The 13,968-nt window shown below is 67.6% G+C and carries 14 protein-coding genes and 1 tRNA gene; 4 read left to right on the top strand and 11 right to left on the bottom strand.

Going from position 1 to position 13,968, the window contains the following annotated elements:
• Positions 1-954 carry an aldo/keto reductase gene (locus tag HCX50_RS16290; RefSeq protein ID WP_091029237.1) on the bottom strand — a complete coding sequence of 318 codons (954 nt, stop codon included), beginning with the start codon at positions 952-954 and terminating at the stop codon, positions 1-3.
• 45 nt (positions 955-999) lie between these two features.
• Complete coding sequence (gene ppk2 / locus HCX50_RS16285; RefSeq protein WP_205829317.1) at positions 1,000-1,860, bottom strand: polyphosphate kinase 2; 861 nt, start codon at positions 1,858-1,860, stop codon at positions 1,000-1,002.
• A 250-nt stretch (positions 1,861-2,110) separates the two neighbouring features.
• On the opposite strand from ppk2, the gene HCX50_RS16280 reads away from it, so the two are divergent.
• Positions 2,111-2,434: a DUF7882 family protein gene (locus HCX50_RS16280; protein ID WP_091029024.1), complete on the top strand. Its 324-nt coding sequence runs from the start codon at positions 2,111-2,113 to the stop codon at positions 2,432-2,434.
• A 33-nt stretch (positions 2,435-2,467) separates the two neighbouring features.
• On the opposite strand, the gene HCX50_RS16275 is transcribed toward HCX50_RS16280, so the two are convergent.
• Together HCX50_RS16275 and HCX50_RS16270 are read right to left on the bottom strand one after the other, a co-directional pair.
• Positions 2,468-2,540: transfer RNA gene (locus tag HCX50_RS16275), tRNA-Thr, on the bottom strand.
• 41 nt (positions 2,541-2,581) lie between these two features.
• A complete protein-coding gene (locus tag HCX50_RS16270; RefSeq protein WP_091029019.1) occupies positions 2,582-3,514 on the bottom strand; it encodes a DsbA family protein in 933 nt (310 codons plus the stop codon).
• A gap of 231 nt (positions 3,515-3,745) precedes the next feature.
• On the opposite strand from HCX50_RS16270, the gene HCX50_RS16265 reads away from it, so the two are divergent.
• Both HCX50_RS16265 and HCX50_RS16260 read left to right on the top strand, forming a co-directional pair.
• Positions 3,746-4,849 carry an ABC transporter ATP-binding protein gene (locus tag HCX50_RS16265; RefSeq protein ID WP_091028951.1) on the top strand — a complete coding sequence of 368 codons (1,104 nt, stop codon included), beginning with the start codon at positions 3,746-3,748 and terminating at the stop codon, positions 4,847-4,849.
• Positions 4,850-4,931: 82 nt separating this feature from the next.
• Complete coding sequence (locus tag HCX50_RS16260) at positions 4,932-6,236, top strand: DUF4032 domain-containing protein (protein ID WP_167635060.1); 1,305 nt, start codon at positions 4,932-4,934, stop codon at positions 6,234-6,236.
• Between the two features lie 29 nt (positions 6,237-6,265).
• Here the strand turns inward: HCX50_RS16260 and HCX50_RS16255 are convergent, their stop codons facing one another.
• From HCX50_RS16255 to HCX50_RS16235, 5 genes are all read right to left on the bottom strand, one after another.
• Positions 6,266-6,907 (bottom strand): NAD(P)-dependent oxidoreductase, encoded by a 642-nt coding sequence (locus tag HCX50_RS16255; RefSeq protein ID WP_167635059.1) that lies wholly within the window; start codon positions 6,905-6,907, stop codon positions 6,266-6,268.
• A 22-nt stretch (positions 6,908-6,929) separates the two neighbouring features.
• Positions 6,930-7,937, bottom strand: a complete 1,008-nt coding sequence (rlmB, locus tag HCX50_RS16250) for a 23S rRNA (guanosine(2251)-2'-O)-methyltransferase RlmB (RefSeq protein ID WP_091028941.1) — start codon at positions 7,935-7,937, stop codon at positions 6,930-6,932.
• Positions 7,930-9,330: a cysteine--tRNA ligase gene (cysS, locus tag HCX50_RS16245; protein WP_167635058.1), complete on the bottom strand. Its 1,401-nt coding sequence runs from the start codon at positions 9,328-9,330 to the stop codon at positions 7,930-7,932. Before cysS ends, rlmB begins: the two co-directional genes overlap by 8 nt.
• A gap of 104 nt (positions 9,331-9,434) precedes the next feature.
• The gene (ispD, locus tag HCX50_RS16240) at positions 9,435-10,658 is read right to left on the bottom strand and encodes a 2-C-methyl-D-erythritol 4-phosphate cytidylyltransferase (RefSeq protein WP_091028936.1); all 1,224 of its coding nucleotides are present in this window, start codon (positions 10,656-10,658) and stop codon (positions 9,435-9,437) included.
• Between the two features lie 71 nt (positions 10,659-10,729).
• Positions 10,730-11,212, bottom strand: a complete 483-nt coding sequence (locus HCX50_RS16235) for a CarD family transcriptional regulator (protein ID WP_017201416.1) — start codon at positions 11,210-11,212, stop codon at positions 10,730-10,732.
• A gap of 135 nt (positions 11,213-11,347) precedes the next feature.
• Between HCX50_RS16235 and HCX50_RS16230 the strand changes: the two genes are divergently transcribed.
• A complete protein-coding gene (locus HCX50_RS16230; protein WP_091028931.1) occupies positions 11,348-11,875 on the top strand; it encodes a DNA modification methylase in 528 nt (175 codons plus the stop codon).
• A gap of 58 nt (positions 11,876-11,933) precedes the next feature.
• Here the strand turns inward: HCX50_RS16230 and HCX50_RS16225 are convergent, their stop codons facing one another.
• Complete coding sequence (locus HCX50_RS16225; RefSeq protein WP_029262768.1) at positions 11,934-12,617, bottom strand: response regulator transcription factor; 684 nt, start codon at positions 12,615-12,617, stop codon at positions 11,934-11,936.
• The gene (locus HCX50_RS16220) at positions 12,614-13,837 is read right to left on the bottom strand and encodes a sensor histidine kinase (RefSeq protein WP_167635057.1); all 1,224 of its coding nucleotides are present in this window, start codon (positions 13,835-13,837) and stop codon (positions 12,614-12,616) included. The genes HCX50_RS16225 and HCX50_RS16220 overlap by 4 nt, the downstream gene beginning before the upstream one ends.
• Between the last annotated feature and the right edge of the window lie 131 nt (positions 13,838-13,968).

Genomic DNA, 13,968 nt, shown 5'->3' with positions numbered 1-13,968 from the left:
TCAGGCGCCGGCGGGGGTCCATTCCGAGACCCGATCGAGCAGCCCCACCTCGTCGGCGGAGAGTTCGAGGCGAGCACCCGCCAGAAGATCGGGCACCTGCGCGACCGTCCGAGCACTCGCGATCGGCGCAACCACCGTCGGCTGCGCCCGCAACCAGGCGAGTGACGTCGCGGCGATCGACGCGCCGTGGGCGTCGGCGATCTGGTCGAGCGCATCGATGACGCGCAGGCCCGCCTCGGTCGCGTACTTCGCGGCACCCTGTGCACGCGGGGAGTCCTGCCCCGCGACATCGGTCGAGCGGTACTTGCCGGTCAGGAATCCACTCGCCAGGGCGTAGTAAGGCACGAGCCCGAGTTCGAACTCCTCGGCGACCGGGATGATGGTGTCCTCGACCTCGTTGCGATGAACGAGGTTGTAGTGCGGCTGAACGGCGACCGGCGCAGCGACACCCGTGCGACGCGCGATCTCGATCCACTCTCTGATGCGTTCGGCGGAGTAGTTCGACACCGCCACGTGACGCACCAGGCCATCCTCGACGAGCTGTCCGAACGCGGCGACGGTCTCTTCCAGCGGAATCGTCTCATCGTCGAAGTGCGCGTAGTACAGGTCGATCTCATCGGCCCCGAGACGCCGGAGCGAGGCCTCGGCTGCCTTTCGCACATTCGTTCCGGAGAGGCCTCGGAACTGCGGGTGCTGGCTCACCTTCGTCGCGACGACGACGCCCGACGGCTTGCGGGATGCGAGCCACTCGCCGATGATCGTCTCACTCTCGCCACCCTCGTTCCCCGGCACCCAGGAGCTGTACGAATCGGCCGTGTCGATGAAGTCGCCACCCCCGTCGACGAATGCATCGAGCACGGCGAACGACGCATCGCGATCGGCTGTCCAGCCGAACACGTTGCCGCCGAGTGCGAGCGGGAGGACGTCAAGATCACTGGTGCCGATACGAGTCATGACGAAGACAACCGCTGATCGGGCTTCGCGCATTCCCGGATGACGTCATTTTTCGTGATCGGGCCGGGCGGAATGCTCGCTCTTCGGCGTCTCGCCCTCGTCGTAGATCTGGGAGGGGCGCCCGACGAGCCGCGTGTCCGGGGCGTGAGCGACCAGCGGATCTTTGCCGGGATAGTCGAATCGGGCGAGGACGCACCTCATCGCCTCGAGCCGAGCTCGTTTCTTGTCGTTCGACTTGATGACGATCCAGGGCTCGGTTGGCGTGTCCGTGTGAAAGAACATCGCTTCCTTCGCCGCTGTGTAGTCCGCCCAGCGGTCGATGCTGGCGACATCGGTGGGGCTCAGCTTCCACTGCTTGACGGGATCCTCGCCGCGGCGCCGGAACCGGCGCCGCTGCTCGGCCTCTCCCACCGAGAACCACAGCTTGATGAGGCGGATGCCCGAACCCACGATCATCCGCTCGAACTGCGGAGCGGTCTGCATGAATTCCTCGTACTCGGCTGACGAGCAGTACCCCATGACGCGTTCGACGCCGGCACGGTTGTACCAGGAGCGATCCATCATCACGATCTCGCCGCCCGAAGGCAGGTGTTCGATGTAGCGCTGGAAGTACCACTGCGTCCGCTCGGCATCAGTCGGCTTGTCGAGAGCGACGACCCGGGCGCCACGAGGGTTCAGGTGCTCCATGAAGCGCTTGATCGCCCCGCCCTTTCCCGCCGCATCCCGCCCTTCGAACAGGATGAGCAACCGCTCGGAAGAGTGCTTGATGTGGGACTGGAGCTTCAGGAGCTCGATCTGCAGCAGCCGCTTCTCTCGTTCATACTCCGCGGTGGAAAGCTTCTTCGTGTACGGGTAGTCGTGCTGCCACTCCGGCGTGACCGTCGCCGTATCGGGTGCGCTGCTCAAGATCTCGCCCTCTCAGTTGCTGTGCGGATCCCCGAAACCACGCAGGCAAGCGCAGGTGGCCGGAGCGGGGAGGCGGCCACCTGCGCGTCTTCTACCTGGCACGACCTAAAGCCCGCCAGGAAACCTGCCTGATGTGTAACATATCATTGACTGAGGCGATACATCGGAATGCGCTTTCAGCGTCGGCGCCCTGGCAGCAGCATGGGCACGGAGATTCGGTCTGTCAGCATGCGGCGACTATCGTTCTCGCATGGGCACGATCCAGTACGGCAACGGTGACGAGATCTACATCGAAGACCGCGCACTCGCGCATCTGAAGGTCGTCATCGCTACGAAGCTCCGACGCAATGAGAGCTTCACTCTGTCCTGGCGGCACCCCGAAGGGCAGCAGGTGGGACGATCGACGATCTGGCTGCACCCGTCGATACCGCTCCGCTTCACCTTCGACGAACCAGAGGCGCCGCAGTTGAACCCCCAGTGGATACAGGACCTGATGCAGTCCGCGAGTTCCACGGGCGGCATCAGCCTCATCGACGAGGTGCTGGACGCACCCGAGACCGCCGCTGAGGCCTGAATCCGCGGATCCCCACTCTCGTGAGGGATGAAGAGCCGACTACGGGACTCGAACCCGTAACCCCCGTATTACAAGTACGGTGCGCTACCAATTGCGCCAAGTCGGCGGATGCCACCAGCTTAGCGATGGCATCGACCCGGCTTCGACCTACGGGGTCGTGGTGGGCGAAGGCGTCGACGTCGCACGCGAGGCATCGCTCGCGACGCTGAGCACGAACTGCGAGAACTCGGCCGGGTCGTCCAGCGCCCCGACGTAGGCCTCGCCATTGGCGACGATCATCGGCGCTGCTGTCAGCACCAGGTCGTCGGAGCCGGCGAGCGGTCCGTCCAGGGCCCTGGTCGTCGCCTCCTTCGCCCAGCCGACGAAGTCGCCGTCTTCGATGCACGAGCGCACGGCCTTGGCGTTGTCGACGCCGACAGCACCGGCGAGGTTCGCGAGGTCCTCGTCGGAGAGGCCGTCGCTGCCGACCTCTGGCTGGTCGTCGAGCAGGTCATGGTTGAACGCGTAGAACTGTGCTGGCGAGTGCGTGGCGACGCACGCCGCAGCGGCAGCCGAGCGGAGCGAGTACTTGGTGCCGTTGGAGCTGGCAGTGAGCAGCGCGACCGGGTGATAGCTGACCGTGACCGCGTCCTCGCCGATCCAACCGGCGAGCTGGCGGGCGTTGGCGCGCTCGAACTCCCCGGCGTCGGGCGACAAGTAGTCGACGTACACATGGATGTCGACCTTTCCGGATGCCGTCGGTTCCGGCGTCGGGCTGGCCGATTCGCCGGCGTCGGTCGCATCGGGAGACGGGGTCTCCGGCACCGCGCCGGTTCCCGCGAACGACTCGAGGTCGGTGACGACGACGCCGTCCGACTCCATGCCGGTCGGCGTGAGCCGCGGCTTGGTCACCTGGGAGGACACCGCGAGAGTCACCGCTGTGCCGATCGCACCCACCGCGACGAGCGCCACCGCGCCGATGATGATCCGTCGCATGAGACGCGCCCTGGACTGCTGGGCGTGCACTCTCTGTGCCTTCTCCCGTACGACCTCGCGGGAATTGCGAGGCGTCGGGACGTTCGGCGTTTCGTCGCTCGACATCGTTCCTCTGTGAGTCTCAACGGGGGTCCGGGTTGGCCCCGACCGCCGCTCAGCGACGATCGCCGCTGCGCGCGGCCGAGTTCGATGGTAGTCAGTGAGGCTGAGAAATACCCAGGTACCGCCGTTCATGTCATACTGATCCCGACCCAATGACGGGTTACGGCGGGGTCACCCGCCGCTTCATCACTACGGATCGTCCGGCACGTACCTGCCGGTGAAGGAGAAAAGACAATGGCATCTGTGACTTTCGACGAGGCCACCCGCCTGTACCCCGGCGGAACCCGTCCGGCCGTCGACAAGCTGAACCTCGAGGTCGGTGACGGCGAATTCCTCGTCCTCGTCGGTCCCTCCGGCTGCGGCAAGTCCACGTCCCTCCGCATGTTGGCCGGCCTCGAAGAGGTCAACGCCGGCCGCATCCTCATCGGCGACCGCGACGTGACCGACGTCCCGCCGAAGGACCGCGACATCGCGATGGTCTTCCAGAACTACGCGCTGTACCCGCACATGACCGTCGCCGAGAACATGGGCTTCGCACTCAAGATCGCCGGCGTCGGCAAGGAAGAGCGCGCATCCCGTGTGCTCGAGGCCGCCAAGCTGCTCGACCTCGAGCCCTACCTGACCCGCAAGCCGAAGGCCCTCTCGGGTGGTCAGCGTCAGCGTGTCGCCATGGGGCGCGCGATCGTGCGTCAGCCGCAGGTGTTCCTCATGGACGAGCCGCTGTCGAACCTCGACGCCAAGCTCCGCGTGCAGACCCGTACGCAGATCGCTTCGCTGCAGCGTCGCCTCGGTGTCACCACCGTCTACGTCACCCACGACCAGACCGAAGCTCTGACCATGGGCGACCGCATCGCGGTTCTCAAGGACGGTCTGCTCCAGCAGGTCGGTTCGCCGCGTGACCTGTACGAGAAGCCGAACAACGTGTTCGTAGCCGGCTTCATCGGCTCGCCCGCGATGAACCTGTTCGCAGCCGACCTCACCGACGGCGGCGTTCAGTTCGGGTCCGAGACGGTCCCGCTCGACCGCGACACGGTCGGCCGTGCGAACGGCAGCCAGGTCACGGTCGGCGTGCGTCCCGAGGACATCACGGTCGGACCGGCCGACGGCAGGGGCCTTCCGGTCGTCGTCGACCTCGTCGAGGAACTCGGCGCCGACGGCTACCTCTACGGCCACACCGAGATCAACGGCAAGCGCAGCGACATCGTCGCCCGCGTCGACGGTCGCAGCCACCCGAACGCCGGCGAGACGGTCACGCTTGCTGCGAACCCGGGCCACGTGCACGCGTTCGACATCGAGTCCGGCGAGCGCCTGAACGACAAGCCGGTCGTCTCCGCCTGATCGGATCCACAGACGCGGCGCAGGCTGACTTCGGTCGCCTGCGCCGCGTCTCTTTTCTGTCTCACCTCGACCAGGGAGCATCATGCAGGATTCGCTGCGGATCACCGCCAGCAAGATCGATCCGGGGCTGCTGGCCCTCCCCTGGTCCACCACTCTGGCGAAGTGGCCCTCGGAGCACATCGTGTCGCTTCCGAAGGGCCTCTCCCGCCACCTCGTGCGCTTCGCGGACCTCTCCGGCCGGGTCATCGCCGTGAAGGAGACCACGGCGGAGATGGCCCAGCGCGAGTACGACATGCTCGGCAACCTCGCCCGCCTCGATGTGCCCTGCGTCGACCGGGTCGCGGTGATCGCCGGGCGCACGGATTCCGACGGGGAGGCCCTCCCAGCCGCCCTGGTCACCTCTCACCTGCGCTTCTCGATGCCCTATCGCGCCCTGTTCACTCGGGTCCTGCGCCCCGACACCGCAAACCGACTCGTCGATGCCCTGGCCCTGCTCCTGGTGCGACTGCACAACGTCGGCTTCTACTGGGGCGACGTCTCCCTGTCGAACACGCTCTTCCGCCGCGATGCGGGAGCGTTCGCCGCGTACCTGGTCGATGCGGAGACGGGCGAGCTGCACGAGGAGGGGCTGACCGACGGGCAGCGCGCCTACGATCTCGACCTGGCCCGTACGAACATCGCCGGCGAGATCATGGACCTCGCCGCAGGCGGCCGCCTCGAACACGGTGTGGATGCGGTGGCGATCGCCGACGGCATCGTCTCGTCGTACCGATCGCTGTGGGCCGAACTCACCGCCCAGGAGTCCTTCTCGGCGGCGGAGACCTGGCGCATCACAGAGCGGGTCGAGCGCCTCAACGCCCTGGGGTTCGACATCGACGAGATGTCCATGTCGACGACCGCGGACGGCACCGTCGTCGAGATCCAGCCGAAGGTGGTGGATGCCGGTCACCATCAGCGCCGCCTGATCCGCCTGACCGGTCTGGACGTGGAGGAGAACCAGGCGCGGCGACTGCTGAACGACCTCGACGAGTTCCGAGCCCGTTCGACGAAGCAGTGGGCCGACGAGGAGATGTACGCGCACGAGTGGCTCACCCGCGTCTTCGAGCCGGTGGTGCGCGCGATCCCGTACGAGCTACGAGCGAAGCTCGAGCCCGCCGAGGTCTTCCACCAGGTGCTCGAGCATCGCTGGTACCTCTCGCAGGCGCAGGGGCGCTCGGTGCCGCTCGCCGAGGTGCTGACCAGCTACATCAACGAGGTGCTGCGACACCGGCGCGACGAGGCGACCATCATGGGTCCGCCGACCGAGACGATGAGCCTGCCGGTCGTCACCGGCGCGACGCCGGTGGCCGATGATGACGAGGACATCGACTGGCGCGACCTGGTCTGATGCCCGGACGGGCGCCGAGCATCGTGGCGTCAGTAGCCGACGGTGAACCGCTCGCGGTGGTGATTGCCCTGCTCGACCTCGTCCACCACGGCGATCGCGAAGTCCGCGCCCGAGATGAAGGACTTGCCGTCGGCGTCACGGACGAGCACGTCGCCACCGTCGCGGTAGTGCCCTGTGCGCTCGCCTTCGGCCCACGGACCGAACACCTCGGCGGGATGGATGAAGAACCAGTCGAGGCCGGCATCCGTCGCCTCCAGGAGGGCGAGGGAGTCGATGCCGACCTGCGCCTCGTGCTTGTACTCCTCGGGGAAGTCCTGGTCGAAAAGACGGGGCCCGCCGGGGGCCACCAGGCTGCCACCTGCTCCGCCGACGACACCGAGACGCGTCTCCGTGCCTGCGAGCCGGTCGACGACGTTCGACAGCGCGTCGAGCGCACGGTCCTCCATGTCGCCGCGAGGCGAGAGGGCCGATACGACGGCGTCGGCGCCGACGAACGCTTCCGCGAGAGGACCGAGGTCGAGGGCGGAGCCCTGCAGATACGCGGCTCCCGCCACCGGGTCGGTGGGCTCGGAGCGGGAGATCGCGATCACCGCGTGGCCGCGACTCACCGCCTCGCTGACGATGTGACGACCGGCGTAGCCGGTCCCTCCGAGCACGATGATGCGAGCCATGATCTGCCTTCCCTCGGACGGTCTAGTTCTTCGCGGCGCGGAGCGACGCGACCTGGTAGAGCGCGACCGATGTCGCGATGCCGGCGTTCAGCGATTCGGTGGCCGCGGAGATCGGAATCGAGACGATCTGATCGCAGGTCTCGGAGACCAGTCGGGACAAGCCCTTGCCCTCCGAGCCGACCACGATCACGACAGGGCGATCAGCCAGCTGGAGGTCCGGGAGCGACACATCGCCGTCGCCGTCGAGGCCGAGCACGAACACGCCCTGCTTCTTGAACTCCTTGAGCTGCGTGGTGAGGTTGGTCGCCAACGCCACGGGGGTCCGTGCGACGGCTCCCGCACTCGTCTTCCACGCCGCCGAGTTCACGCCGGCCGAGCGGCGCTGCGGGAGGATGATGCCGTGGCCGCCGAACGCCGCGGTGGAGCGGATGATCGCGCCCAGGTTCCGGGGGTCGGTGATGCCGTCGAGCGCCACGAACAGCGGGACCTCGCCTTTGTCGATGACCTGCTCGAGCAGATCCTGCGGGTGTGCGTAGTCGTACGGCGGCACCTTGATCGCGACGCCCTGGTGCACACCGTCGAAGCCGGCCATGCGGTCGAGCTCCGGACGGGTGACCTCCATCACGGGGATCCCGCGATTCGTGGCGATCGCCAGCATCTCCTTGACACGGTCGTCCATCTCGACGCGCTGCGCGATGTAGAACGCCGTCGCCGGGATCTTGGCGCGCAGTGCCTCGAGGACGGAGTTGCGACCGGTGACGTTCTCGGTGTCGTCTCCTGCCTTGGCCTTCGGCGCACGGTTCGAGCCGCCACCGGATCCCGGACGACTGCCGCCGGGACGCCCCTTGCCACCGGATGCGGCGTAGCGCTCGGCTGCGGCCTTGCGCTTGCCTGCGGGGTGCCAGGCGCGATCCTCCGCCTTCGGGGTCGGTCCCCGACCCTCGAGCGCCTTGCGTCCGAGTCCGCCGGTGCCCTTGGTCGGGCCCTTCTTGTTTCCCTTGTTCGCGCCGGGGCGCTGTGGCTTAACCATCGATACTCCAATGAGTTCCGGCCGGAGTGTCCTCCAGCGTGATTCCTGCGGCGGCGATCGCATCTCGGATACGATCCGCCGCCGCCCAGTCCTTGTCAGCGCGCGCCTGAGCGCGCTGGGTGATCATCGTCTGGACGAGTGCATCCAGAGCGGATGTCGACGCGCCGCCCTTCGTGGATGGCGTCGGGGTCAGTCCGAGGACGGACGTCATCGCCAAGACGGCACGGGCGGAATCCCGCGCTGCGTCGGTGTCGCCGGCGTCGAGCGCGGAGTTTCCCGCACGCACCGTCTCGTGCACGACGGCGAGTGCCTGCGGCACACCGAGGTCGTCGTCCATCGCCGCGGTGAACGCCGGCGGGAGGCTCTGCGAGGCGAACTCTCCCCATCCACCCTCAACCGCACGGAACGCGCGCTGCAGGAACGACTCGATCCGGCTCAGCGCCGCTTCGGCCTCGGTCCAGGATGACTCACCGAGGTCGAGGCTCGAACGGTAGTGCGCTGCAGCGAGTGCGTAGCGCACCACCAGCGCGTCATGCGCGGCCAGGACATCTGCTGCCAGCGTGAAGTTGCCGAGCGACTTGGACATCTTCTGCCCGTCGACGGTCACGAGCCCGTTGTGCACCCAGTACCGGGCGAAGCCGTCGCCCGCGGCCGTCGACTGCGCCAGTTCGTTCTCATGGTGCGGGAAGCGGAGGTCCAGCCCACCGCCGTGGATGTCGAATTCGGCACCGAGGTACCGCTTCGACATCGCCGAGCACTCGATGTGCCACCCCGGTCGGCCCGCGCCCCACGGCGACGCCCACGTCGCGTCTGCCGGCTCGTCCGGCTTCGTGCCCTTCCAGAGGGCGAAGTCCTGCGGGTTCCGCTTGCCTCGGGGGTCAGCATCCTCGGCCGCCTCCATGGCGTCGAGGGACTGATGCGTCAGTGAGCCGTAGTCGGACCACGACCGCACGTCGAAGTACACGTCCCCCGAGCCGTCGGGGGCGGGGTAGGCATGTCCGCGCTCGATGAGCAGCGCGATCAGCTCCTGCATCTGAGGAACGGACGCCGTGGCTCGCGGCTCGTACGTCGGGGGGAGGATGCCGATGCCGGCATACGCCGCGGTGAACTCCCTCTCCATCCGGTATGCGAGCGCCCACCACGGCTCGGCATCCGTCGCGTTGGCGAGCACCTTGTCGTCGATGTCGGTGACGTTGCGCACGAATGTGACCCGACCGTACCGATGCTCGAGCCAGCGACGCAGGAGATCGAAGCTCAGAGCCGCTCTGACGTGGCCGATGTGGGGCCCGGACTGCACCGTGGGTCCGCACACGTACATCGTGATGTTCTCGGGGTCGAGAGGCACGAAGTCGCGCAGCAACTGTGCGCGGGTGTCGTAGAGGCGGAGGGTCACCGGTCAAGCCTACTCGGCGACTGCTGAGCGCCCGCCCCGTGCCGACGATTCACCGAGGTTGTGACGTTCTGCCGACGGATCAGGGGTATCTTCTCCGACGATCGTCACATGCTCCGCGGAACGTCGGGCACGACCGCCGCGATGGCGGTGACAGCGATGCCCTCGCCGCGTCCGGAGAAACCGAGCCCGTCGGTCGTCGTGGCCGTGACCGACACGGGGGCACCCAGGATCGCGGACAGCACCGCCTCCGCTTCGTGCCGACGAGGGCTGAAACGCGGCCGGTTCCCCTGCAACTGCACGGACACGTTGCCGATCACGAAACCGGCCTCGGCGAGCAGCGCACGCGTGCGAGCGAGGAAGACGTCGGCGTGTGCGCCGGCGTACTCGGGGTGGGAAGTGCCGAAGTGTTCGCCGATGTCGCCGAGGCCCGCCGCCCCCAGGAGCGCGTCGACGATCGCGTGGGCGACCGCATCGCCGTCCGAATGCCCGGAGAGCGGCCGCTCTCCCGGCCACTCGAGGCCGGCGAGCCAGAGGCTCCCGTCGCCACCGAAGGCATGGACGTCGGTGCCGATTCCGACGCGAGGAATGCCGGGGATGTCCACCGAGGAGTCCGGGCGCGCCACCGGAGCCGATGCTTCCAGCAGGTGCCGCGCCCGTTCCAGGTCGCCCGGAGTCGTGATCTTGAACGCGCGGGCGGACCCGTCGATGTGCCGCACCCGGTATCCGGCGGCCGCGAACAGGGCCGCATCGTCGGTGTATTCGATCCCGTCGGCCCGCGCGGCTTCGTAGGCCGCTTCGAGCTCTGCGCGCGGGAAGCCCTGGGGCGTCTGCGCGGCAGCCAGCTCGGAACGGTCCACGGCCGAGACCACGGCGCCCTCCGCCACCTTCTTGAGGGTGTCGACCACGGGCAGCACGGGGATCACGCCTTCCCCCGGCACGACAGCCCGAGCGACCGCATCGATCTGCGCCGGAGGAGTCAGGGCGCGAGCCGCGTCGTGCACGAGAACCGTCTTCACATCGCCCCAGAGCGCGGCGAGACCGGCAGCGACGGACTGCTGTCTGGTCGCGCCACCGGGCACGACACGTCCGAGGTCGCGCCGGTCCCCTGCCGCCGCGTCCAGCTCCGCCAGCGCATCCCCCTCGTGTCCGGCCGGGGCGACGACGACGACCTGAGCAGGTGCTGCGGCGAAGACGCCGTCGAGCGCGTGGCGGAGGATCGAGTGCGCGTCGATTCCGACGAGGGCCTTCGGCGCCCCCGCATCCAGTCGGGTGCCGGAACCGGCGGCGACGACGATGATCGCGGTGTCGGGTACGGGAAGCAGAGTCACCGTCTCACGCTACCGCGTGGCAGGAACGACGAAGGGGCGGATGCCGAAGCATCCGCCCCTTCGCAGAGAACTCAGGAGGCGAGGACCTCGTCGAGCAGTGCGCCCGCCTTGTCCTCGTCGGTCTTCTCCGCGAGCGCGAGCTCGGAGATGAGGATCTGACGAGCCTTCGCCAGCATCCGCTTCTCCCCCGCGGACAGGCCGCGGTCCTGGTCGCGGCGCCACAGGTCGCGGACGACCTCGCTCACCTTGATGACGTCGCCCGAGGCGAGCTTCTCGAGGTTCGCCTTGTACCGACGAGACCAGTTGGTGGGCTCTTCGGTGAAGGGTGCTCGCAGCACCTCGAAGACATGATCGAGACCTTCTTTTCCGATCACGTCACGAACGCCGACCAGGTCGACATTCTCCGCAGGGACCTCGATGATGAGATCGCCCTGGGTGACGTTGAGCTTCAGATATTTCTTCGCCTCACCCTTGATGATGCGCTCCTTGACCTCGATGATGGTCGCAGCGCCATGGTGGGGATAGACGACGGTTTCGCCAACCTCAAAAAGCATAAAAACGTGTCCTTTCGGCAACCTCAAGGATACCACAGGGGAGATGCGCTAAGGTTCGCGCCCCCTGGGCCCCGGGGCCGTCGCGACTTACCCATAGAATGGATGCGGACATCCCGCCGGACCTCAGGAGGACCCGTGAAATCGCGCCTTGTTGCGTCTGCTGCGCTCAGCGCTCTCGTTCTGTTCGGCGCCACCGGGTGCACATTCATCACTCCTCAGTCCACCAAGACCGAGTACGCGGCGTCCGACGGAGTGAACATCTCCGACGCCGACGGCCCGATCGATGTGCGCAACGCCCTCGTCATCGCCACCGACGACGGCTCGGTCGGCAACTTCATCGCCGGCATCGTCAACCCGACCGATGAGAGCGCCACGCTCACCATCGCGCTCGCAGACAGCGAGCCGTTCACCGTCACCGTTCCGGCGGGTGGCACGGTGAGCCTCGGCGCCGACGAGGAGCCGCTGCGCATCGTCGGCCTCGACACCATGCCCGGTGCGACCGTCGAGATCCACTTCCAGTCGGGCGACTCCACGGGCGTCAAGGCCGAGGTCCCGGTGCTCGACGGCTCGCTCCCCTACTACGCAGACCTGGTCCCCTCAGAGTCGGTACCCACTCCGACCCCGATGCCGACCGACACGGCAGCTCCGGCGCCGGCGGACTGATCCCCGCACGGAACACGCAAGAGGCCGGCACCCCGCGGGGTGCCGGCCTCTTCGGCGTTCAGCCCTCGAAGCGGTATCCGAGACCCCGCACGGTGACAAGCATCACGGGTTCGCTCGGGTTCTCCTCGATGCGGGAGCGGATGCGCTTGATATGCACGTCGAGCGTCTTGGTGTCGCCGAAGTAGTCGCTCCCCCACACCCGATCGATCAGCTGACCGCGCGTGAGCACTCGTCCCGAGTTGCGCATCAGGACCTCGAGCAGCTCGAACTCCTTCAGGGGCATGTTGATCTGCTCGCCGGCGACCGAGACGGTGTGCCGGTCGATGTCGAGCGAGACCCTGCCCCCATCGAGCACACGCTCGTCGAGTTCGCTGTCGGCCTGCACGACCCGCCGCAGCACGGCGCGCATGCGGGCGAGCAGCTCGCGGGACGAGTAGGGCTTCGTGATGTAGTCGTCCGCCCCGAGCTCGAGTCCCACCACGATGTCGACCTCGGAGTCCTTGGCCGTCAGCATGATGATCGGCACCGCCGAGGTCGAGCGGATCTGCCGGCATACCTCGGTGCCGGGCATCCCGGGCAGCATCAGGTCGAGCAGCACGATGTCGGCGCCCCGCTCCCGGAAAGCCGCAAGCGCGCCGGGGCCGTCCTCCGCGATCTCCACCTCGTACCCCTCACGTCGCAGCAGGTACGCGAGCGGGTCGGCGAGGTCGGGCTCGTCTTCGACGAGAAGGATTCGGGTCATGCTCTCTCTCCGTTTCGAACGCGCGCGGATGCCGCAGCCTTGGCCGCTTTGCGCGCACGCTTCTTCTTGCTCTTCTTGCCCGTATCGGCGTGGTCGGGGGCATCGATCCGAGGAAGTCGGATCGTGAAGGTGGACCCTCGTCCGGGGCGCGACCACAGCCGCACCTCCCCGCCGTGGCGCTGCGTGGCGTGCTTGACGATGGAGAGCCCAAGTCCGGTGCCGCCCGTGCGGCGGGAGCGGGCCTCATCAGCCCGGTAGAAACGCTCGAAGATGCGCTCCCGATCGGCCTCGGCGATGCCGATGCCCTGGTCGGAGACGGCGATCTCGACCACGCCGTCCTCCGCCCGGACGCCGACCCCCACGCGCGAACCGCGGGGTGAGTACACGATGGCGTTCGCGATCAGATTGCCGACGGCCTCGATCAGGATCTGCGCGTCACCACGCACCCATACGCCGCGGTCGCCTCCCCTGGCGAGCTCCACGCCCGCGGAGTCGGCCTGAACGACATGAGCCTCGATGGAGGCGGCGATGACCTCGTCGATCGCGACGGGGCCCACCTTGGTCAGACCGTCTTCCGCCTGGAGCCGGGAGAGGCTCATGATGCGTCCGGTGAGCTGGCCGAGCCGTCCTGCCTCTGCCGAGATCCGAGCGGCGAAGATGCGCACCTGCGCCGGGTCATCGGCTGCGGACTCGATCGCTTCGGCGAGAAGGCTCACCGCGCCCACCGGTGTCTTCAGCTCGTGGCTCGTGTTCGCGACGAAGTCCCGACGCATCTGATCGAGCCGTTCCTGCTCCGTGACGTCGCGGATGATCAACAGGACCAGGCGGCTGCCGATCGCACTGGCACGAGCAGAGACGAGTCGCGGATCGAGGCTCAGTCCGCCTCGCGTGATGCGCATCGACTCGGTGGCCGTGCCGCCGGCCGTCCTGATCCCGCGCACCAGCTGACGCAGCTCCGGGTTGTCGAGCGTCGAGCCGACCTCGATCCCGAACCGGCTCGCGGCGTCCGATGCCGCGAGCACCAGCCCGGACGTGTCGACCACTCCGGCCGCGTCGTCCATGCTGTGCAGCACATCGGTGATCCCGGACGGAAGCGCCAGCGACGTCTCCTCCTGAACCCGGGCCCGCGCCCGATAGGCCCACACCACGAGCAGAGAGAGGCCCACGCCGATCACCAGCCCGATGGCGAGCGAAGACAGCGCGAGCTGCGGCAAGGTCATGTCATAAGCGTAGAGTGCGTTCACCGTCCGTCCGGCGGGTTTCCGCGCCCTGGCGGGAAGAGGAGAAGTACTATTCACGTGCTGGGCACCGTTCGTTAACCTTCGAAGCAGACAATCGCTTCGGGCTTGTG

Origin of the sequence: Microbacterium sp. B19(2022) (assembly GCF_012030385.1) — a bacterium.
GTDB lineage: Bacteria > Actinomycetota > Actinomycetes > Actinomycetales > Microbacteriaceae > Microbacterium > Microbacterium oxydans_B.
The sequence above is the reverse complement of the archived record's forward strand: the minus strand, read 5'-3'. Positions and strand labels throughout refer to the sequence as shown.